This window comes from Sphingomonas sp. ID0503 (genome assembly GCF_048565625.1).
Taxonomy (GTDB): domain Bacteria; phylum Pseudomonadota; class Alphaproteobacteria; order Sphingomonadales; family Sphingomonadaceae; genus JBLZUR01.
On record NZ_JBLZUR010000002.1, the window covers coordinates 3,077,974 to 3,098,281 of the forward strand.

The window sequence follows — 20,308 nt, forward strand, 5'->3', positions numbered from 1 at the left end:
GCCATGTCGCGCTATTTCATCGATCGACCCATCTTCGCATGGGTGATCGCGATCATCCTGATGCTGGCGGGGGTGCTTGCCCTCCGTACCCTGCCGATCGCCCAGTTTCCGGAGATCGCGCCGCCGGCGGTGGTGATCAACACGATCTATCCCGGTGCGGATGCGCAGACGCTCGAGAACACCACGACGCAGGTGATCGAGCAGCAGATGAAGGGCATCGACAACCTTCGCTACTTCTCGTCGACGAGTGACTCGGCGGGCAACCTTGCGATCACCCTGACCTTCGAGCAGGGCACCGACGCCGACATCGCGCAGGTGCAGGTCCAGAACAAGCTGCAGCAGGCGATGCCGGTCCTGCCGCAGGAGGTTCAGCAACAGGGTCTGCGCGTCACCAAGTCGAACGGCACCATCCTGATGGTCGTCGCGCTCTATTCCGAGACCGGGGAGCATACCCAGGTCGACCTGGGTGACTATGTCGCCAGCCAGCTGCAGGATCCGCTCAGCCGCGTGAGCGGCGTCGGCGACACGCAGGTGCTCGGCTCGCAATATGCCATGCGGATCTGGCTCGATCCGTTCAAGATGGCCAATCTCAACATCAGCGTCGCCGATGTTCGAACGGCGATCCAGGCGCAGAACGCGCAGGTCTCGGCCGGTCAGATCGGCGGGCGTCCAGCCATTGAAGAGCAGGCTCTCAACGCGACGATCACCGCGCAGAGCCGGCTGCAGACCGCGGAACAGTTCGAGCAGATCATTCTCCGCTCGGCGCCCGAAGGTGCCACGGTGCGGCTAGGCGACGTCGCCCGGATCGAGAAGGGCTCCGAGACCTACAACTTCGTGGCGCGCTACAACGGCAAGCAAGCGGCCGGGTTCAGGATCGGCCTAGCGCCGGGTGCGAACGCGCTGGATACCGTGGAGCGCGTGAAGGCTGAAGTCGCGGAACTCTCCAAGCGCTTCCCACCCGATGTGAAATACGCGTACCCGGTCGACAACTCGACGTTCGTTGCGCTGTCCGTCGAGCAGGTCGTTCACACGCTGGTCGAAGCGGTCGTCCTCGTCTTCGTCGTCATGTTCATCTTCCTGCAGAGCTGGCGCGCGACGATCATCCCGACGATCGCGGTGCCGGTCGTGCTCCTCGGCAGCTTCGCGGTGCTGCAGCTCGCCGGATTCAGCATCAACACGCTGACCCTGTTCGGCATGGTGCTGGCGATCGGTCTGCTTGTCGATGACGCCATTGTGGTGGTCGAGAACGTGGAGCGCCTGATCCAGACCGAAGGTCTGTCGCCCCGAGATGCCGCCCGCAAGTCGATGGACGAGATCTCCGGCGCTCTTATCGGCATCGGTCTGGTCCTCTCGGCCGTGTTCCTGCCGATGGCGTTCTTCGGCGGCTCGACAGGCGTCATCTACCGCCAGTTCTCGATCACCATCGTCTCGTCGATGATCCTGTCGGTTCTGGTCGCCTTGATCCTGACGCCGGCCCTCTGCGCCACGATCCTGAAGCCGCACGCACCGGCAGGCGAGCAGCACGAGCATGGGTCCGGCAACTCGCTTTACGACCGGACGGCCGGCCGCTTCTTCCGCTGGTTCAACCGGACTTTCGACAATGGCGTCGAACGCTACGGCAAGACCGTCCACAAGGTGGAGCGGCGCTGGGGACGCACGATGGTCGTCTTTGCGGTCCTGGTCGCCGGCCTCGTGTTCCTCTTCCTGCGGCTCCCGACCGGCTTCTTGCCCGAGGAAGATCAGGGCATCGTTTATACCCAAGTGTCCCTGCCGGCCGGGTCGACCATCGACGAGACCCAGCGTACGCTGGATCAGGTGCGCGAGTACTATCTCGGCACGGAGAGCAAGGTGATCGACCGCGTCTTCACCGTCGCCGGATTCGGCTTCGTCGGTCAGGGACAGAATGTCGGCATAGCCTTCGTCCGCGCCCGTTCCTGGGAGGACCGCGACAGCGCGGATCTTCGCGTGCCCGCTCTCGTGCAACGCGCCAATGCCAATCTGTCCCGGCTTCGCGCGGGGCAGGTCATCACCTTCGCGCCGCCTGCGGTGACCGAGCTCGGCAACGCCAACGGGTTCGTCTTCGAGCTCAAGGACAGCGGCAATCAGGGTCATGCCGCGCTGATGGCGGCGCGCAACAAGCTGCTCGGCATGGCGCGTCAGGACGCGCGCCTGTTCCAGGTTCGTCCGAACGGCCTTGAGGACGTGCCTCAGCTGAAGCTGAACGTCGATCAGGCGCGCGCCGGTGCGCTCGGCCTCAACCAGGCCGATATCAACACCACCATCTCCACCGCCTTCGGTGGCGCCTATATCAACGACTTCATCGATCGCGGTCGCGTGAAGCGCGTCTATGTTCAGGCCGACGCGCCGTATCGGGTGAGCCCGGAGGCGATCAACGACTTCTACGTCCGCGGGTCGAGCGGGACGCTCGCGCCTTTCTCGTCCTTCGCCACGACGGACTGGAGCTTCGGCCCGGCGCGGCTGGAGCGGTATAACGGCGTGTCGGCTGTGCAGATCCAGGGCTCGCCTGCGCCGGGTCAGAGTTCGGGCGATGCCATCCGCGCAATGGAGGAGATCGCTGCCAAAATCCCGGGCTTCGACTACGAATGGACCGGGTTGTCGTACGAGGAGCAGCTTTCGGGCGGGCAGGCACCGGCACTCTATGCGGTCTCTCTCCTGATCGTGTTCCTGTGCTTGGCCGCCCTCTACGAAAGCTGGTCGATCCCGATCGCGGTCATCCTGGTGGTGCCGCTCGGCGTGCTCGGCGCGGTCATCGCGGCGACCTTGGCCGGTCTCAACAACGACATCTACCTGCAGGTCGGCCTCATCACGACCGTCGGTGTGTCGGCGAAGAACGCCATCCTGATCGTCGAATTCGCCGAGGAAAAGATGCGTGAGGGGCTGAGCGCCAGGGATGCTGCGGTGGAAGCGGCCAAGCTGCGCCTGCGACCGATCCTGATGACGTCCTTCGCGTTCGTCTTCGGCGTGTTGCCGCTCGCACTGTCGAAGGGCGCCGGTGCCGGTGGACAGAATGCGATCGGCTGGTCGGTGGTCGGCGGCATGCTGTCCGCCACCGTGCTGGCCATCTTCTTCGTGCCGACCTTCTTCGTGGTCGTGAAGCGGCTGTTCCGCCAGGATCAGCCCGCCAAGCAGGAGAGCGGCCCACGCGAGGACCTCGGCCTTGGACCGGTAGACGACCTCGGCGCGCCGCGGAGAATATGATGAAGAAAGTCGTCCTTGGCGCGCCACTCGTGGCGCTGATCCTGTCCGCCTGCGATCTCGCACCGAAGTATGTGTCGCCGGCGCTCCCGGTGCCGCCATCCGCGCCGCAGGGCCCGGCATATGCCGGTCAGGCCGGCGCTGCCCTCGCTCCGGCGGACACAGCCTGGCAGGATTTCTTTACGGACGCCCGGCTTCGCCAACTGATTGCACTCGCCCTCGACAATAACCGCGACCTGCGTGTCGCTATCGCCAATGTCGACCAGGCTCGTGCGCTTTATCGCGTCCAGCGCGCCGACCTGTTCCCGACCATCGGCGCGAATGGCAGCGCGAATTACCAGAAGACCCCCTTCGGCGGCGTGGGAGCGGTCAACGGCGGGGGCGGCACCGGCGGTGTTGGTGGCGGCACCGGCGGCGTCGGAAATGGCCCCGGCGGTGTGGGCGGTGGCGTCGGCGGGGGCGGCACTGTCACGACCGGCGGCACGCGCATCGACACCTACTCCGCAAGCCTCGGCATCTCGGCCTGGGAACTTGATCTGTTCGGTCGCGTGCGCAACCTGACGCGCTCCGCCCAAGAGCAGTTCTTCGCGGCTGACGAGAACCGTAATGCGGCGCAGGTCACGCTGGTCGCGCAACTGGCGACCACCTGGGTCACGATGGCGGCCGATCAGGGCCGGTTGCGCATCGCACGCGACACCGAACGCGCCTTTGCCCAGACTCTGGAGCTGACCCGCGCCCGCTTCCGCGTCGGCATCGCCTCCGAACTGGAAGTGCGGCAGGCGCAGACCACCTACGACCAAGCGCGGTCAGATATTGCAGAGGCGACCACGCTCGTTGCGCAGGATCAGAACGCGCTGAACCTCTTGGCGGGAACCACCGTGCCGGCCGAGCTGCTGCCCGCGGACCTGGCCGAGCAGCCGGCCACGCTCGACAACCTGCCAGCGGACCTGCCCTCCGCCGCCTTGCTCCGCCGTCCGGACATCGCGGCGGCGGAGCATCAGCTCCGCGCCGCCAATGCTGACATCGGCGCGGCGCGGGCCGCCTTCTTCCCGAACATCTCACTGACCGCAGCCTTCGGCACGCTCAGCCTGGGCCTGTCCAACCTGTTCGGATCCGGCAGCAACTTCTGGTCCGTGAACCCTCAGGCGAGCGTCCCCCTGCTCGACTTCGGCCGCAACAAGGGCAACCTTCGCTACGCTGAGGCGACCTACCGCGCCCAGCTCGCTCAATACGAGCGAGCGGTGCAGGCCGGCTTCCGTGAGGTCGCCGATGCCCTCGCCCGGCGCGGCACCATCGGTCAGCAGCTGGAGGCGGACACCTCCCTCCGCGACTCTGCCCGGGTCGCCTATCGCTTGTCTGAGGCGCGATTCCGCTCTGGCATCGATCCGTTCCTGACGACGCTCGATTCGCAGCGCGCGCTCTACAGCGCCGAACAGACACTGCTTATGACCCGCCTGATCCGCGAGTCGAATGCGATCGAACTCTACCGTGCCTTCGGTGGCGGCATGCGGTCGCAGGATGCGGCGAACGACCGGATCTCGCCGATCCCGCGCTGAACGACGGCTTGGCCTAAATTCCCTCGCCGCTCAGGCGCTGGCAGATCATGTCGAGTTGATCCAACGACGAGTAGGTCAGCGTGACCGTGCCGCCCGGCGCGTCATGAGCGACGGTAACCTTCAGTCCGATCATGTCGGCCAGTTGCCGCTCCAGCGCGCGGATATCCGCGTCGCTTTCCGTCGATGGTTGACGACGCGTCGCCTTGTTGACCGTCCCCTTCCCCTTGCGCGCCAGGGCTTCCGCCTGGCGAACGGATAGGCCCCTGGCGACGATCTCGGCCGCAAGCGCCTCCGCATCGGGATGTGTCGCAATCGCACGAGCGTGCCCCATGCTGAGCTGTCCTTCCGCTACCAGTGCGCGCACGGTGGCGGGAAGATCGAGCAGACGCAGCAGGTTGGCGACATGGCTGCGCGACTTGTGCACCAGCCTGCCTAGGACATCCTGAGTGTGCCCGTATTCTTCGATCAGCCGGCGGTAAGCCTCGGCCTCCTCGATCGCATTCAACTCCTCGCGCTGAATGTTCTCGATAAGGGCAACCTCAAGGGTCTCGGACTCGTCGAAGTCTCGAACGATTACAGGGACTTCGTGAAGTTGCGCACGCTGTGCAGCACGCCAGCGCCGCTCCCCGGCGACGATCTGGTAATCGTCACCGAGGGGACGGACCACGATCGGCTGGATGAGGCCCCGCTGCGAGATCGACTGCGCGAGCTCGCTCAGAGCGTCCTCATCGAAGTGCCGCCGTGGCTGATCGGGATGTGGGCTGAGCCGCGCCACCGCCACAATCGAAACGCCCGGCCGCGTGCCCGCTTCGGCAAGCGGCTGTTCCTGCGCAGCTTCGCCGAGGAGCGCTGTCAGTCCCCGCCCGAGCCCTGAACGCTTCTTCGCCGCCACGCTCATGCCGCTTCCTTTTCGAGTTTCAGCCTGCTCACCGTCTCACGCGCGAGCGCCATGTACGCCGTCGAGCCGGAGCAGCGATGATCGTAAAGGAGCGCGGGCATCCCATGGCTCGGCGCCTCCGATAGGCGCACATTGCGTGGCACCACAGTCGTGAACACAACATCGCCAAGCACCGCCCGAACATCGTCGGCGACCATTTCGGACAGATTGTTGCGACGGTCGTACATTGTCAGCGCCACGCCGAGCATGTTCAGCGACGGGTTGGACGTGCTGCGAACCTGCTCGATGGTCCGCAGCAATTGGCTCAGCCCTTCGAGCGCGAAGAACTCGCACTGCATGGGCACGAACATGTGGTCGGCGGCGACAAGGGCGTTGACGGTGAGCAGGCCAAGAGAAGGCGGGCAATCGATGAGGCAGATGTCCCAGGCGGCGCCTTGATCCTTGAGCGCCGCTTTCAGCCGTCCGGTGCGATTCTCCAGCTGCGACAGCTCCAGCTCCGCACTGGCTAGGTCCATCGTTGCCGGGACGACGGAGAGTTGTGGAACCAGCGTCTCCACAGCCGCGGCGTTCAGGTCGGCATCTCCGGTCAGGAGATCGTAGACGGTGAGATCGCGACGATTACGGTCAATACCAAGCCCCGTCGAGGCATTCCCCTGCGGGTCGAGGTCGAGGAGCAGGACACGCCATCCGGAGGCCGCCAGACCGGTCGCGAGATTGATCGCGGTAGTGGTCTTGCCCACTCCACCCTTCTGATTGGCGATAGCGATACGGATCACCCGCGTCTCCCGGTCACCCCGTCCGCGACGACGATCGCCGCATCGCTGCTGGTTACGCTTGCGACCAGCCTGAACCGACCATGCCAGCTTTGTTCCGCCAACGCCATCTCCTCCGCAGCCGATCGGCCCTTCGGAAGCAGCCAATATGTCTCACGCGTGGAAAGTCGGAGACCCATTTGCAGAAGAGCATCAAGGCTTGCGACGGCGCGAGCGGAGATGACGTCGTATTGGCGATCGGGTAGCCGTTCTGCAAGGCACTGTGCGACCTGAACGTTCTTCAGGTTCAGAGCGTCGACCGCCGCCTGAAGAAACTCGACCCTCCGGCGGCGCGGTTCGCACAGCGTCACCCGCACCTGTGGCCGCGCGATGGCCACGACCATTCCTGGCAGTCCGGGCCCTGAACCGATGTCTAGCCAACTTTGCGCAGCCTCCGGCGCCAGTCCGATCAGCTGCGTGCAATCCTCGATGTGGCGCTGCCAAACCTCTGATTCGGTAGAGCGTGCGATGAGGTTCTGGCGCTGGTTCTCGGCCAAAAGCAGACCGACGAAGGCAGCGAGTTGATCACCTGTTTCACGTGGAACATTAGAACTCCCTTCAAGCGGGTTCTGCATGGCGCTTCATCTGCACGGCCAACGCGGCCAGCGCCGCGGGGGTGATCCCTGGGATACGCTGCGCCTGCCCTAAACTGACGGGACGGGTGGCCATCAGACGCTCCTTCATCTCGTTCGACAATCCTGCAATCGATGCATAGTCCAGCTGTGCAGGGATGATGTGCGCTGCCTGAGCGCGGAGGGCGGAGATTTCGGCTGCCTGGCGTTCGACATACGGGGCGTAGCGTCGGTCCTCCTCAACCTCGGCGAGCAACTCGGTATCTGTCGTAGTTGCGCCGGCCGCGACAGCCTCCTTCGCACTCAGGCGCTCTTCGGTCCCTGTTTGCTGTGTCTCCGTTAGGCACCCTAGCTTCAACGCAAGCGGCCCGAGGCGCGATACAGCGTTGTCCGCGCGAAGCCGCAAGCGGTACTCTGCCCGGGCTGTCAGCATCCGATAAGGCTCGCTCACCCCTTGCGTCGTAAGGTCATCCACGAGAACACCGACATAGCTGTCGTACCGCTCGAAGGTCATCGGGGCTTCCGAAGTGCAGTATCGTGAGGCGCCGACCCCTGCGACGAGTCCCTGCGCGGCCGCCTCTTCGTAGCCCGTGGTCCCATTGATCTGCCCAGCGAGGAACAGGCCCGGTAATTCACGAAGCTGGAGGTCCGAGCCGAGTTGACGGGGATCGACATAGTCGTACTCCACGGCATAGCCCGGCTCGGCAATCTCCGTCGCCTCTAATCCCGGGATTGATCGTACGAATTCATTCTGCACCTCCGCCGGCAATGCCGTCGAGATGCCGTTTGGATAGACCAAGTTATCGTTCAAGCCTTCGGGTTCGAGGAAGATCTGGTGGCCATCACGATCGCCGAAGCGCACGACCTTGTCTTCGATCGATGGGCAGTATCGCGGCCCCCTTCCCTCAATCGACCCGGAGTATACCGGTGATTGGTCGAGGTTGCTTCGGATGATGTCATGCGTCGAGGCGATCGTCCGTGTGATCGCGCAGTGAAGCTGCGGAAGTGCTCGCCCCGCGCTCTGCGGCGACATCAGCCATTCGTCTGCATCACTTTCCTGGCGCTGCAGCCGTGCCCAGTCGATCGTGCGACCGTCGAGGCGCGGCGGCGTCCCGGTCTTCAGGCGACCCAGCCGTAGGCCCAAGTCCGCCAGTTCTTGGCCCAAATGCGTTGCTGCACGCTCACGCGTTCGCCCACCTTCCGTACGGCTCCCGCCCATGTGCATGGTCGCGCGGAGGAATGTCCCTGTGGCCAGGATCACGGCGCGTGCCGAGATCGTCCGGCCATCGCCGAGAGACACACCCGCGATCACGCCATTCTGATGCTGCAACCCAGCCACCTCGCCAGTGATGAGGGTCACGCCGCTGCCCCCGACCAACTCCTGCATCGCGCGTGCGAATGCACGCCGGTCGGCCTGGACACGCGGGCCCCAGACGGCGGCGCCCTTGCTGCGGTTGAGCATACGATAGTGAATAGCGGCCGCGTCAGCCGCTCGACCGATCAAACCTCCCAGTGCATCGACCTCCCTGACGAGATGGCCCTTGCCGATTCCACCGATCGCCGGATTGCAAGACATCATTCCAACGTTGCCGGCCGAGAAGCTGACCAGGGCCACGGTCCGGCCCATCCGCGCTGCAACACAAGCCGCCTCGCAGCCAGCATGGCCCGAGCCAACCACCACGACATCAAAGATATCCATAGCTTGGCCGCTATCCCCGAGACCAGCGCAGGTCAACGTTCCACGTGGAACGTCACTTTCCGATACAAAAGCGGCCGAAGAGGGCGTCGAGCACGTCTTCCACGCCTGCCCGACCACTCAGTGCATCAAGGTTCGACCGCACGACCCGCAAAGCTTCGGCAAGAAGAACCACATCCTCCAATTCGGCCGCCGCCCTAAGAGCGGCTCCACTCGCTTCGATGAACGCCCGCTGCCGAACGTTGATGATCGCCCCGTCCTGAGCGGGAAGCAGCCAACCGGCGCGGCGGAGGATCTCCGCTCGAAGCTCGTCTATACCGAGGCCGGTAACTGCGGACGTTACTAATGACCCCTCCGGAGCCGCCTCGATATCCCCCTTGGCACCCACCCAGATCGTGCGCTCTGCGAAATCCTCCGGCGGAGAGGTGCGGTCCAGCCAAAGCACGATGTCCGCTGTGTTCACGCCCGTTCGCGCCCGCTCGATACCGATCACCTCAATCGGATCATCGGTCGCGTCGCGCAGACCAGCCGTATCAGCAAACACGAACGGCACTCCGCCGATCGCGATCGGCGCCTCAATCAAATCCCGTGTCGTGCCGGCAATCTCGGAAACAATCGCCGCCTCTTTGTCGACAAGGCGGTTGAGGAGCGACGACTTGCCTGCGTTCGGCGGCCCGGCGATGACGACACGAATGCCCTGCTTGATCCGTTCCAACGGCGGCTGCGCGGCAATGTGCGTCATATCCGCGTGCAACTTCCCTATGCCCTGCCGCACGGGTGCAAGGTCCATCTCTCCGACTTCCCCTTCATCGGAGAAGTCGATCGCGGCCTCGACCATCGCGGCCAGGCTGAGCACCTCACTGCGCCACGCCTCCACCTGGCGGGACAGACCGCCGTCGGCCATGCTGATCGCGGCACGACGCTGAAGCTCGGTCTCGGCGCTGAGGAGATCGGCGAGTCCTTCCGCCTCCATAAGATCGATCCGCCCATTGTCGAACGCCCGGCGGGTGAACTCTCCCGCTACGGCTGGCCGCAATCTCAAAGACGCAAGATGATTCAGAACGGCCGCGACCACCGCCCGTCCGCCATGCAGGTGCAGCTCGACGAGGTCTTCTCCGGTGGCCGTATCCGGGGCGGGGAACCAGAGGATCAGCGCGCGATCGAGCACCTCTCCCGCCGCATCCCGCACTGTCCGAAGTGACGCACGGCGAGGCTCGGGCAACGTGCCGGCTAGAGAAGCCGCGAGTGCCTCAGACGCTCTCGAACCGCTGATACGGATGACTGCGATCGCAGCCGGTGGTGCGCCGGAAGACAGCGCGAAGATCGTGTCCGGCATCGAGCGACGAGGCGTCAGCCCTTGGAGAAGGGACCGGCCTTCTCGAAGAGCGTCCGCCAGAACTTCATGCTCATGTCGTTCATCGGCCCCCAGGCCCGCATCATCTGTTCGAGGAGGTCTGGCGTGACGCCCTCGTCAACCATTCGCTTCATCTTGTCGAGGTAGATGTCGTGCAGCGCGGTGACGTCCGGAAGTCCGAGAAAGCGGCGCGCCTCCTCAGGTGAGCATTCGACATCGACCCGAAAGTTCATCCTACACGCTCCGCCGTAGACGTGACGCCGCCCTATAGCAGTAGGCAGCTTCCGTCCACGCCGCGATCAAGCGGCGAGCGCCGAACCCATATTGCGGCGGCGGAGCGCGCCACCGATCAGTCCGAACCCGGCGATCATCATCGCCCAGCTCGCCGGCTCCGGAACCGGTCCCACCGGAACGGGCGTCAGCTTTACCGAATAGTCGACAGGACTGCTCGGCAGGTGGATCTCGTTGGTCTGGGTGATCGACTGGAAGACGAAATTGCCGTCCATGGTGACATTGTCCAACTGCGTAGCATTCGCCTTGGTCGCGAGCACCGACCCAAAGAACTGACGATCGGAGAACGTCAGCGCCGTCGCATCGGTGAAGTTCCACAGCACGTTCTGGCGGTTCACCAGGTTGTTCGTGTCGTTCAAGGTCGCGCTCGCGCCCGAGACGTTGATGACCAGGAACCCGTTCACCGTCCCCTGGATCAGCGAGATCGTACCCAGCTGAGCGGCGGTGACGTTCACCACGTTCAGGCCGTTGCCGAGATTGGAGAAGGTAAGCTTTCCGTTCTGCCCCGGATCGCTGAAGGTCACGCATCCGGCGCTGCAGGTAGCCGCCGTGTTCTTCAGCGTGGTGCTGAGGTCCTTGAGATTGGTGGCCAGCGCTGCCTTCTGACTGGCCAGCTTGGTCACGACATCGGATTGGTTGTTCTTCACCGTGGCCATGTTGTTCTGCACCGCCGGAACGGTGCCGCCGGCCGAGATGACGGTCTTGCTGTCGTTCGAGGTGAAGCTCGACGCGCTGCCCGAGATCAGAACCTCCGGACCCTTCTGGATCAGGACGTTGCCGGTGACGCTGTATCCCTGGGCGTTCTTGCCCGCGACCGTGAGCGTGGGGATGGTTCCGGAGCCGGTCAGCGACGAACCAATCTCGGTATTGCCGCCGGTCGAGTTCAGGACGCCGCCGACATAGGTTCGGCCCTGGACATGGTGCCCGCCATTCAGGTCGCCAAGCGTGATCAGGTTATATGCACCCAGCGCCTGCTTGGCATCGGTGATGTAGTCGGCCGCAGATGCACCCGATGCCAGAAAGACACCCCCGAGCAGCATCGAACAGATTGCCGTGTTCTTCATCATCGGAATGCCCCAATCTTGGATTGTTGCATTAGCGAGATGTACCGCCTCCGTAAAGATCGCCTTAAGCGCGATCTGCTCCGTAACGGGACAGAATCACAATCGTTTACAGTTCGCGACGAATGTCACGCAAAGGCGGCAAGGACGCCGACCTGCGGGTTCACGAAGCCGTCATAGATCATCTTGCCAGCCACATAGACGATGACCGCCAAGCCTACATAGGCGATCCACCGATACCGCTCGATGTACCTGGCAATGAAGTTCGCGGCGAGGCCCATGAGTGCGACGGAGAGCAGCAGGCCGACAACGAGGATGCCGGGATGCTCCCGCGCGGCCCCGGCCACCGCCAGCACGTTGTCGAGGCTCATCGACACATCCGCCACTGCCACCGACCAGGCAGCCGCCGTGAAGCTCTTGGCCGGCCGCAGGCCCGATCGCTCGTCGCCCTCGATCTCGGGCGATCCTGCGGAGTGACCGCCATGATGGCCCAGCTCGCGCCACATCTTCCACGCCACCCACAGCAGCAGGATACCACCGGCCAGGATCAGGCCGACGACCTGCATCAGCTGCGTCACGAGAAGCGCGAAGATGACGCGGAGCACCAGCGCCGCGCCGATGCCGATCAGGATGACCTTCTTGCGCTGATCGACCGGCAGGCCGGCCGCGAGCGCACCGACGACGATCGCATTGTCGCCGGCCAGCACAAGGTCGATCCACAGCACCTGCAGGAACGCCCAGCCCGCCGCCGGCGAGCCGAGGTTGGAGAAGTCCGCCACGATCTGCTGCCAGAGTTCGCTCATCGGACATCTCCCTCACACACCGGTGAACCCGGCAAACCAAGCCGAGGCTGGTAGCAGCGTTGCGCGTGCAGGCGGAAGCCCGCTTGGACCTTACTGGTTCATCGAATCGAAGAAGTCGTCGTTGGTCTTCGAATTCTTCATCTTGTCGAGCAGGAACTCCATCGCGTCGATGGTGCCCATCTGCATGAGGATGCGGCGCAGCACCCACATCTTGGTGAGCTTGCCCTTGTCGACCAGCAGCTCCTCCTTGCGGGTGCCGGACTTGCCGACATCCAGCGCCGGGAAGATGCGCTTGTCCGCCACCTTGCGATCGAGCACGATCTCCGAGTTACCCGTGCCCTTGAACTCTTCGAAGATGACCTCGTCCATGCGGCTGCCGGTGTCGATCAGCGCGGTCGCGATGATCGAGAGCGAACCGCCCTCTTCGATGTTGCGGGCGGCACCGAAGAAACGCTTTGGCCGCTGCAGCGCATTGGCGTCGACACCGCCGGTCAGCACCTTGCCGGACGACGGCACGACGGTGTTGTAGGCGCGGCCAAGGCGGGTGATCGAGTCGAGCAGGATGACCACATCCTTCTTGTGCTCGACCAGGCGCTTGGCTTTTTCGATCACCATCTCGGCGACCTGAACGTGGCGCGTCGCCGGCTCGTCGAAGGTCGAGGAAACGACCTCGCCCTTCACCGAGCGCTGCATGTCGGTGACTTCCTCCGGCCGCTCGTCGATCAGCAGCACGATCAGGAAGACTTCGGGGTGATTGTCGGTGATCGCCTTGGCGATGTTCTGCAGCATCACCGTCTTGCCGACACGCGGCGGCGCGACGATCAGTGTGCGCTGGCCCTTGCCCTGCGGGCTGACGATGTCGATCACCCGTGCCGACTTGTCCTTGACCGTCGGGTCCAGGCTGTCGAGCGTCAGCTTGCTCTCCGGATAAAGCGGCGTCAGATTGTCGAAGTTGACGCGATGGCGCACCGCCGACGGATCATCGAAGTTGACCGAGGTAAGGCGCGTCAACGCGAAGTAACGCTCGCCATCCTTCGGCGCGCGGATCTCGCCCTCGACCGTGTCGCCCGTACGCAGGCCGAATTTCCGTACCTGATTGGGCGAAATGTATATGTCGTCGGGACCCGCCAGATAGTTCGCCTGCGGGCTGCGCAGGAAGCCGAAGCCGTCGGGCAGCACCTCGATCGTGCCCTCGCCCATGATCTCTTCGCCGTTCTCGGCCTGTGCCTTCAGAATGGCGAACATCAGGTCCTGCTTGCGCAGGGTCGATGCGCTCTCGACACCCAGCTCCTCGGCCATGGTGACCAGTTCGGCGGGAGTCTTCTTCTTCAGGTCTTTGAGATGCATCGAGGGGTCGGTCCTGTGGGGAAACGGAATCTGCGCGCCGAGAGGTTGAAAGTGGCGATGGATTCTGGATGGCGCTGCACGAACGGCAGGCGGTCTCTGGCCGGGTAGGCAAGGGGTGCGGCCGAGTCAAGCGGCTCGGCAGGCTCGATCTGAGGATCGCGCCGGGCCGATTCAAGGCCCGTCAGGACGGCGGGGCCGTTAGCGTCCCTCGACCTTCTTCTTGGGGGCTGGCTTCGCGGCGGGCGCAGCGCCCTTGGCAGGCTGCTTTGGCGTAAGGGCGGCCATGCGAGTGCCGAACAGTTGCATGCACTTGGCCCCATGCGCGGCCGCAGCCTTCGAGTCCTCGAGCGACGGCGCCAAGCGCTGCGCTTCCTTGCCCATGTCGATCACCGGCGTCCGCGAGTCGATCCGACCGACGTAATAGAGCAGGCCGGCCTTGACGCTCTCGCTCTGCTCGGCGGTCGGCTGCTTGCTCGAGGCATTCAGGATCATTGCGCACTTCACGTCGAACTCGGCGGTCGTGGTCTCGGCCTGGGCGGCGGACGCCGCGAGCGTACCTGCGATGATCATCGTGGCGGCAATCGGAAGCTTCATGGTCAAACCTCTCGTCTTGATCTCGGCAGGAGAGCCGGCCCGGCCTGTCTGCAAACTGAACGCCGCTTCGTTTAGAACGGGCGCACGATCACCAGTACCACGATCAGCGCCGTCGCGATGCCCGGAACCTCGTTCATGATGCGCAGCGCCTTGCCGCTGACCGGCCGCTCGCCCGCCGCCAGCTTCTTGCCGTACCCGACCATCCATCCGTGATAGCCGGACAGCAGGAACACCAGCAGGAATTTCGCCTGGAACCAGTGCTGTGCCCAGGCTCCCGTGATCCAGACGAGTGCCAGCCCCAGCACCCAGACCATCGTCATCGCGGGCGTGATGATGATCCGGCGGAGCTTCGCCTCCCGGTCGATCCAGCGTTTCTCCTCGGCCGATCCTGGCGCGGATTCCTGATGGTAGACGTAGTAGCGCGGCAGCAGGAACAGCCCAGCGATCCAGAAGATCACGAAGATGACGTGGCCGGCCTTGATCCAGGCATAGGTCAAGCTGAGATAGCCTCCCAGATCGGAAAGAGTCACCGCCGGACCAGCTCCAGCAGCTGTTCGACATGGGCGATCGGTGTGTCCGGCAAGATGCCATGCCCCAGGTTGAAGACGTGCGGTCGTCCTGGGAAACTGGATAGAACGCGCGCCACCGCTCTTTCAAGCGCCTCGCCACCGGTGATGAGGGCGAGCGGGTCGAGATTGCCCTGCACCGGCAGGTTTTCGGGAATGCTGGCATGGGCCCAGGCGGGATCGACCGTCTCGTCCAGCCCGATCGCATCCGGCCGCACCTCGCGCGCATAGGCAGGCAGCTTGCCCCCCGCCCCCTTGGGGAAGCCGATGACCGGAACCTGCGGATGCGCCGCTCTCAGCCGCGCTACCAGCTTGGCGTTGGGGGCGATCACCCAGCTCTCGAACTGCTCAGGCGAAAGACTGCCAGACCAGCTGTCGAACAGCTGCACCGCCTCGACCCCCGCCTCGATCTGGCGGCACAGATATTCGAGGGTGAGATCGGAGATGGCGTCGATGATCGCTTGGAAGGCGATCGGATCGCGATAGGCATAGCGTCGTGCCTCCGCCTGCTCGCGGCTGCCCTGGCCGGCGATCATGTAGGTCGCCACCGTCCAGGGGCTGCCGGCAAAGCCGAGGAACGTCGTCTCAGGCGGCAAGGCGGCCGCGACCAGACGCACTGTCTGGTAGACATCGTCGAGCCGCTCGCGCGCCGGGATCAGCCCGTCCAGCGCGAAATCGACCAGACGCGGAGCCAGACGTGGGCCTTCCCCTGCCTCGAACCAGAGATCCTGGCCGAGCGCATGGGGGATGACGAGAATGTCCGAGAACAGGATCGCGCCGTCGAAGCCGAAGCGGCGGATCGGCTGCAGGGTCACATCGGCCGCAGCCTCGCTGTCGTGCACCAGTTCGAGGAAGCCGCCCTTCTCGGCCCGGAGCGCGCGATACTCGGGAAGATAGCGCCCGGCCTGACGCATCAGCCAGACCGGCGGACGATCCGCGACATGGCCCCGCAAGACGTTCAGCAAGGGCTTGTCCGTTGAAATCGGACGGGCCGGGGCCAGGCTCATATCTATCCTTAAAGTAAGAATCTTGAGGTAGGAGAAGATAGTAGGGCGGGTATGAGTCGGGGTTTATTGGCCCCACGGCGATCTGCCAACAGCTTGACGTGGGCTAAGTCACGCTGGTGTCATGAGTCGCAACATCCCTCCCCATTGTCCACAGGCTGTGGAGAACGCGTGGAGGCTGTGGATGAAGGCCGGGATTGCGATCGTTCGGCGGGGATCGAAACGCCTGCTTGGCCGATCCACCTCGCTCGGCTAGCGATCGACCCATGCTTTTCCACAGGGTTGTCCGCCGGTGACCGAAACCACAGACCGCCTGCACCTCCACCTCCTCTCCGATTCCACCGGGGAAACGCTGGAGAACATCGCCAAGGCGGTGCTTTCGCAGTTCGAGGGCGTGGAGATCATCAAACATTTCTGGCCGCTGGTTCGTTCCGACGGCCATCTGAACCGCGTCGCCACCGAGATCGCGACCCGGCCTGGCCTCGTCCTCTACACCGTCGCCGATCCGGAAATGCGGGCGAAGCTGGAGGCGAAGAGCCACTCGCTCGGCTTGCGCGTCATTTCCGTGCTCGATCCGGTGGTGGACGCGGTCTCCGCCGTGCTCGGCCGTCAGGCAAAGGCGAGCGTCGGACGGCAGCATATGCTGGACGAGGCCTATTTCGACCGCGTCGAGGCCATCCACTTCACCATCGCCCATGACGACGGCGCCAATGTCGAAGGCTGGGAGGATGCCGACATCGTCCTCGCCGGCGTTTCGCGCACGTCGAAGACCCCGACGTCGATCTACCTCGCCAATCGCGGCTTCCGCACCGCCAACATCCCGCTGGTGCCCGAATTGCCGCCGCCGGAACTGCTCTACCAACTCAAGCGCCCGCTTGTCGTTGGCCTCACCACCAGCCCCGACCGGCTGATCCAGATCCGCCGCAACCGGTTGCTTTCTCTCAATCAGCGCCCCGACACCGCCTATGTCGATGACGATCGCGTCGCCGCCGAGCTCGCCTTCGCCCGGCGGATTTTCGCCGATCAGGGCTGGCCGGTAATCGATGTCACCCGCCGCTCGATCGAAGAGACCGCCGCCTCGATCATCAAGCTGTGCGATGAGCGACGCAATGCGGAGAACGGCGAGCGATGACCACGCTCGTCCTCGCCTCGCAATCGTCCGCCCGGCGGGCGATGCTCGCCGCCGCCGGCGTGCCGCATGAGGCGATGTCGCCCGGCGTCGATGAGGATACGGCGAAGGCGGCGTTGCGGGCGGATGGCGTGGACGCGCGCGGCACCGCAGATGCGCTCGCCGAACTCAAGGCCACCCGCCTCTCGCTCCGCCTACCCGGCGCGCTCGTCCTTGGCTGCGATCAGGTGCTGGCGGCGGACGATGGCGTCTTCGACAAGCCGGTTTCGCGTGAGGATGCGGCGGGGCAGCTCAGCCGGCTGCGTGGGCGGACGCATCGCCTGATCAGCGCCGCCGTGATTTGCGAGAGCGGCCGCCCGATCTGGCGCCAGGTCGAGACCGCCAGCCTCACCATGCGCGACTTCACCGACACCTTCCTCGAAAGTTATGTCGATATCGAATGGCCTGCGATCGGCGGCTGCGTCGGCGCGTACCGCTACGAAGGGCTCGGCGCGCAACTGTTCGCGCGCGTGACCGGCAGTCATTTCGCCATCCTCGGTCTGCCGCTCCTGCCGCTCCTCGACTATCTGCGGCAGCGCTCTGTGCTTCCCGCCTGAGCTTCTGATAGAAGCGCCACATGTCCGAGATGCATGCCGAGGTGATCGGCGATCCGATCGCCCATTCGCAATCGCCGCTGATCCACCGCTTCTGGCTCGAAAAGCTTGGGATCGCCGGTGATTACACGCGGACGCGGGTGCGGGAGGAGGGGCTGCACAGCTTCTTCGCGCGCCGTACGCCTGACAATGAATGGCGCGGCTGCAACGTCACCGTCCCGCATAAGCAGGCGGTGATTCCCTATGTCGACCGCCTCGATCCGCTCGCCCGCACCATCGGCGCGGTGAACACGGTCGTCCGCGACGGGGACAGCCTTGTCGGTCACAACACCGATTGCGACGGCTTCCTGGAGCCTTTGCGGGGTGAACTGGCCAAGACGCACCTCTTCCGCATCGCGCGGCTGTTCGGCACGGGCGGCGCGGCGCGGGCGATCGCACATGGGCTTGTAGCGCAAGGCTTCACCCTGGTGGTGATCGGCCGCGAAAAGGCACAGGCCGAGAAGTTCCTGCAGGGTTTCGCCGGGGAGCATCATGCGGCGGCGCTCGCCGACTTCGCCGCGCCGATCGACTTTGCGTTCGACGATCGGATCGGCATCCTCGATCTCGTGATCAACGCCACGACCTTGGGCATGAGCGGGCATGATCCACTCCGCGTCGACTTCTCCCATTTCGCTCCCGGATCGATCGTCTACGACATCGTCTATTCGCCGCTCGAAACGCCCCTGCTTGCCGAAGCACGCCGGCGCGGGCTCAAGACCGTGGACGGCCTCTCCATGCTGATCGGTCAGGCGGCCGCCGCCTTCCAGCTGTTCTTCGGTCACCGCGCCCCGCGCGAGCATGACGAGGAGCTGCGCGCCCTGCTGACCGCCGCATGACGCCCATTCTATGACCATCGTCCTTGGGCTGACCGGCTCGATCGGCATGGGCAAGTCGACGGTCTCCGCCATGTTCCGCCGGCTCGGCGTGCCCGTCTTCGATGCGGACGCCGCCGTCCACATGCTTCAGGGGCCGGGCGGACGGCTCGTTTCTGCCATCGAAGCGGCGTTCCCCGGCACCACAGGAGAAAGCGGCGTCGATCGCCAGAAGCTCGGACAGGCCGTCTTCGGCGACAAGGCCCGGCTGCACGTTCTCGAACGGCTGATCCACCCCGCCGTCGGCGAGATGCGGGAGAGCTTCCTCAGGCGGCACAATGCCCGCGCGATCGTCGTCCTCGACATACCCCTGCTGTTCGAGACGCGCCGGCGCACCGCCATCGAACGCCACGCTCGTGGTCTCCGCCCCCGCCTGGATGCAGCGTCGCCGCGTGCTCGCCCGGCCGGGTATGACCGCCGCCAAGCTCGCCCACATCCTCCGCCGCCAGGTTCCCGATCGGGAGAAGCGCCGCCGCGCCGACTTCGTCATCGAAACCGGCGTCTCGCGTCACCGCACCGCGCTGGCCGTCCGGCGGCTGGTCGCTTGCCTCTCGGCGCATGGCGTCCGATACTGCCGCCGATGCGCGAGATCGTCTTCGACACCGAAACCACCGGCCTGAACCCCGCGACGGGCGACCGCATGGTCGAGATCGGCTGTGTCGAGCTGGTCAACAAGGTCGAGACCGGGCGCACCTTCCACGCCTATTTCAATCCCGAACGCGCGATGCCGGCGGAGGCGGAGGCGATACACGGCCTCTCCGCCATCTTCCTCTCCGACAAAAACTGCTTCCGCGAGCACGCTCTGGAGCTTCTGGAGTTCATCGGCGACTGCCCGCTCGTCGCCCATAACGCCAGCTTCGACTTCGGCTTCCTCAATTTCGAGCTGGAGGTCTGCGGCCATCCCCCGGTGTCGATGTTCCGCATGGTGGATACCGTCGCCATCGCGCGCAGCCGCCATCCCGGTGCCAAGCACAGCCTCGATGCGCTCTGCAGCCGTTATGGCATCGACCGCTCGCACCGCGTGAAGCACGGCGCGCTGCTCGACGCGCAGCTGCTCGCCCAGGTCTATGTCGAACTCACCGGCGGGCGGCAGATCGGCCTCTCGCTTGCCGCGAGCGCCAGTGCGGACCCGCTCACCACCATCAGCTTGGCCCCGCGCGCCCGGCCCTACCGGGCGCCGCGCCCTCATCATGCGTCCGCGGCGGAACTCGCCGCGCATGCTGCGTTTGTATCCTTGTTGACCGATCCGCTCTGGCCCGTGCCGGCGGCCGGTTGACGCGTTACGGTCGAGCGGCTTAGGGCCGCCCGCCTTCTGGCAAGGAGAACAAAAATGGAAATCCGTGTCTCTGGTCATCAGGTCGACACCGGCGATGCGCTCCGCGCGCATGTTGAAGATCGCCTGAACGCCATCGCCGACAAGTACTTCTCGCGCGCGATCGCCGCGACGGTCACCTTCGGCAGCGGCCCTCACCAGAACGGATTCAACTGCGACATCGTGGCCCATGTCATGCAGGGCGTCATCCTGAAGGCGCATGGCCAGGATCAGGTCGCGCATCCCGCCTTCGACCGCGCGGCCGACCGCATCGAGACTCAGCTGCGCCGCTACATGCGCCGGCTGAAGGACAAGGCCGCGACCCCAGCGGGCGCGATCGATGAGAATGCGGGCTACACCGTCTTCGGCGCTCCTGCTGAGGAGGCGGAGGTCGAGACTGCCGACAATCCCCTGATCATCGCCGAAACGCGCGTCGATATCCCCGATGCGAGCGTGTCGGACGCGGTGATGATGCTCGACCTGCGCCATACCAATGCGCTGATGTTCCGGAATAGCGGGACAGGAGCGTTCAATATGGTATATCGCCGCAACGACGGGACGATCGGGTGGGTCGAACCGGCGCGCGCGTAGGT

At 64.8% G+C, this 20,308-nt stretch carries 19 protein-coding genes and 1 pseudogene; 8 read left to right on the top strand and 12 right to left on the bottom strand.

Going from position 1 to position 20,308, the window contains the following annotated elements:
• Positions 1-3: 3 nt before the first annotated feature.
• Complete coding sequence (locus tag ACM608_RS16070) at positions 4-3,219, top strand: efflux RND transporter permease subunit (RefSeq protein ID WP_419684564.1); 3,216 nt, start codon at positions 4-6, stop codon at positions 3,217-3,219.
• On the top strand, positions 3,219-4,772 hold the full coding sequence (locus tag ACM608_RS16075) for an efflux transporter outer membrane subunit (RefSeq protein ID WP_419684566.1): 1,554 nt from the start codon (positions 3,219-3,221) through the stop codon (positions 4,770-4,772). Before ACM608_RS16070 ends, ACM608_RS16075 begins: the two co-directional genes overlap by 1 nt.
• Before the next feature lie 13 nt (positions 4,773-4,785).
• Here the strand turns inward: ACM608_RS16075 and ACM608_RS16080 are convergent, their stop codons facing one another.
• The 12 genes from ACM608_RS16080 to hemE form a co-directional block, all read right to left on the bottom strand.
• Positions 4,786-5,670, bottom strand: coding sequence for a ParB/RepB/Spo0J family partition protein (locus ACM608_RS16080; RefSeq protein WP_419684568.1), 885 nt, complete (start codon positions 5,668-5,670; stop codon positions 4,786-4,788).
• Positions 5,667-6,446 (bottom strand): ParA family protein, encoded by a 780-nt coding sequence (locus ACM608_RS16085; RefSeq protein ID WP_419684570.1) that lies wholly within the window; start codon positions 6,444-6,446, stop codon positions 5,667-5,669. The genes ACM608_RS16080 and ACM608_RS16085 overlap by 4 nt, the downstream gene beginning before the upstream one ends.
• A complete protein-coding gene (gene rsmG, locus ACM608_RS16090; RefSeq protein WP_419684571.1) occupies positions 6,443-7,057 on the bottom strand; it encodes a 16S rRNA (guanine(527)-N(7))-methyltransferase RsmG in 615 nt (204 codons plus the stop codon). Before rsmG ends, ACM608_RS16085 begins: the two co-directional genes overlap by 4 nt.
• Positions 7,041-8,753 (bottom strand): tRNA uridine-5-carboxymethylaminomethyl(34) synthesis enzyme MnmG, encoded by a 1,713-nt coding sequence (gene mnmG, locus ACM608_RS16095; RefSeq protein ID WP_419684573.1) that lies wholly within the window; start codon positions 8,751-8,753, stop codon positions 7,041-7,043. Before mnmG ends, rsmG begins: the two co-directional genes overlap by 17 nt.
• 52 nt (positions 8,754-8,805) lie before the next feature.
• A complete protein-coding gene (gene mnmE / locus ACM608_RS16100; RefSeq protein WP_419684575.1) occupies positions 8,806-10,086 on the bottom strand; it encodes a tRNA uridine-5-carboxymethylaminomethyl(34) synthesis GTPase MnmE in 1,281 nt (426 codons plus the stop codon).
• 14 nt (positions 10,087-10,100) lie between these two features.
• Complete coding sequence (locus tag ACM608_RS16105) at positions 10,101-10,337, bottom strand: DUF6489 family protein (protein ID WP_419684577.1); 237 nt, start codon at positions 10,335-10,337, stop codon at positions 10,101-10,103.
• 66 nt (positions 10,338-10,403) lie between these two features.
• Positions 10,404-11,459, bottom strand: coding sequence for a collagen-binding domain-containing protein (locus ACM608_RS16110; protein WP_419684578.1), 1,056 nt, complete (start codon positions 11,457-11,459; stop codon positions 10,404-10,406).
• Positions 11,460-11,584: 125 nt separating this feature from the next.
• A complete protein-coding gene (locus ACM608_RS16115; RefSeq protein WP_419684579.1) occupies positions 11,585-12,259 on the bottom strand; it encodes a TerC family protein in 675 nt (224 codons plus the stop codon).
• A gap of 90 nt (positions 12,260-12,349) precedes the next feature.
• The gene (gene rho / locus ACM608_RS16120; protein ID WP_419684580.1) at positions 12,350-13,606 is read right to left on the bottom strand and encodes a transcription termination factor Rho; all 1,257 of its coding nucleotides are present in this window, start codon (positions 13,604-13,606) and stop codon (positions 12,350-12,352) included.
• 198 nt (positions 13,607-13,804) lie between these two features.
• Complete coding sequence (locus ACM608_RS16125; RefSeq protein WP_419684581.1) at positions 13,805-14,200, bottom strand: hypothetical protein; 396 nt, start codon at positions 14,198-14,200, stop codon at positions 13,805-13,807.
• Positions 14,201-14,271: 71 nt separating this feature from the next.
• The gene (locus ACM608_RS16130; protein WP_419684582.1) at positions 14,272-14,697 is read right to left on the bottom strand and encodes a CopD family protein; all 426 of its coding nucleotides are present in this window, start codon (positions 14,695-14,697) and stop codon (positions 14,272-14,274) included.
• A gap of 29 nt (positions 14,698-14,726) precedes the next feature.
• On the bottom strand, positions 14,727-15,773 hold the full coding sequence (gene hemE / locus ACM608_RS16135; protein ID WP_419684583.1) for a uroporphyrinogen decarboxylase: 1,047 nt from the start codon (positions 15,771-15,773) through the stop codon (positions 14,727-14,729).
• 289 nt (positions 15,774-16,062) lie between these two features.
• Between hemE and ACM608_RS16140 the strand changes: the two genes are divergently transcribed.
• The 6 genes and pseudogenes from ACM608_RS16140 to hpf all read left to right on the top strand — a co-directional run bounded on the left by ACM608_RS16140 (position 16,063) and on the right by hpf (position 20,306).
• Entirely contained in the window at positions 16,063-16,902 is an 840-nt protein-coding gene (locus tag ACM608_RS16140) for a pyruvate, water dikinase regulatory protein (protein WP_419684584.1), read from the top strand.
• On the top strand, positions 16,899-17,495 hold the full coding sequence (locus ACM608_RS16145) for a Maf family protein (protein WP_419684585.1): 597 nt from the start codon (positions 16,899-16,901) through the stop codon (positions 17,493-17,495). The genes ACM608_RS16140 and ACM608_RS16145 overlap by 4 nt, the downstream gene beginning before the upstream one ends.
• A 20-nt stretch (positions 17,496-17,515) precedes the next feature.
• On the top strand, positions 17,516-18,367 hold the full coding sequence (gene aroE / locus ACM608_RS16150) for a shikimate dehydrogenase (RefSeq protein ID WP_419684586.1): 852 nt from the start codon (positions 17,516-17,518) through the stop codon (positions 18,365-18,367).
• Between the two features lie 10 nt (positions 18,368-18,377).
• A pseudogene (gene coaE / locus ACM608_RS16155) lies at positions 18,378-19,023 on the top strand (dephospho-CoA kinase).
• The gene (dnaQ, locus tag ACM608_RS16160) at positions 18,984-19,679 is read left to right on the top strand and encodes a DNA polymerase III subunit epsilon (RefSeq protein WP_419684588.1); all 696 of its coding nucleotides are present in this window, start codon (positions 18,984-18,986) and stop codon (positions 19,677-19,679) included. The pseudogene coaE and the gene dnaQ overlap by 40 nt, the downstream one beginning before the upstream one ends.
• A gap of 54 nt (positions 19,680-19,733) precedes the next feature.
• Positions 19,734-20,306, top strand: coding sequence for a ribosome hibernation-promoting factor, HPF/YfiA family (hpf, locus tag ACM608_RS16165; RefSeq protein WP_419684590.1), 573 nt, complete (start codon positions 19,734-19,736; stop codon positions 20,304-20,306).
• Positions 20,307-20,308 lie beyond the last annotated feature (2 nt).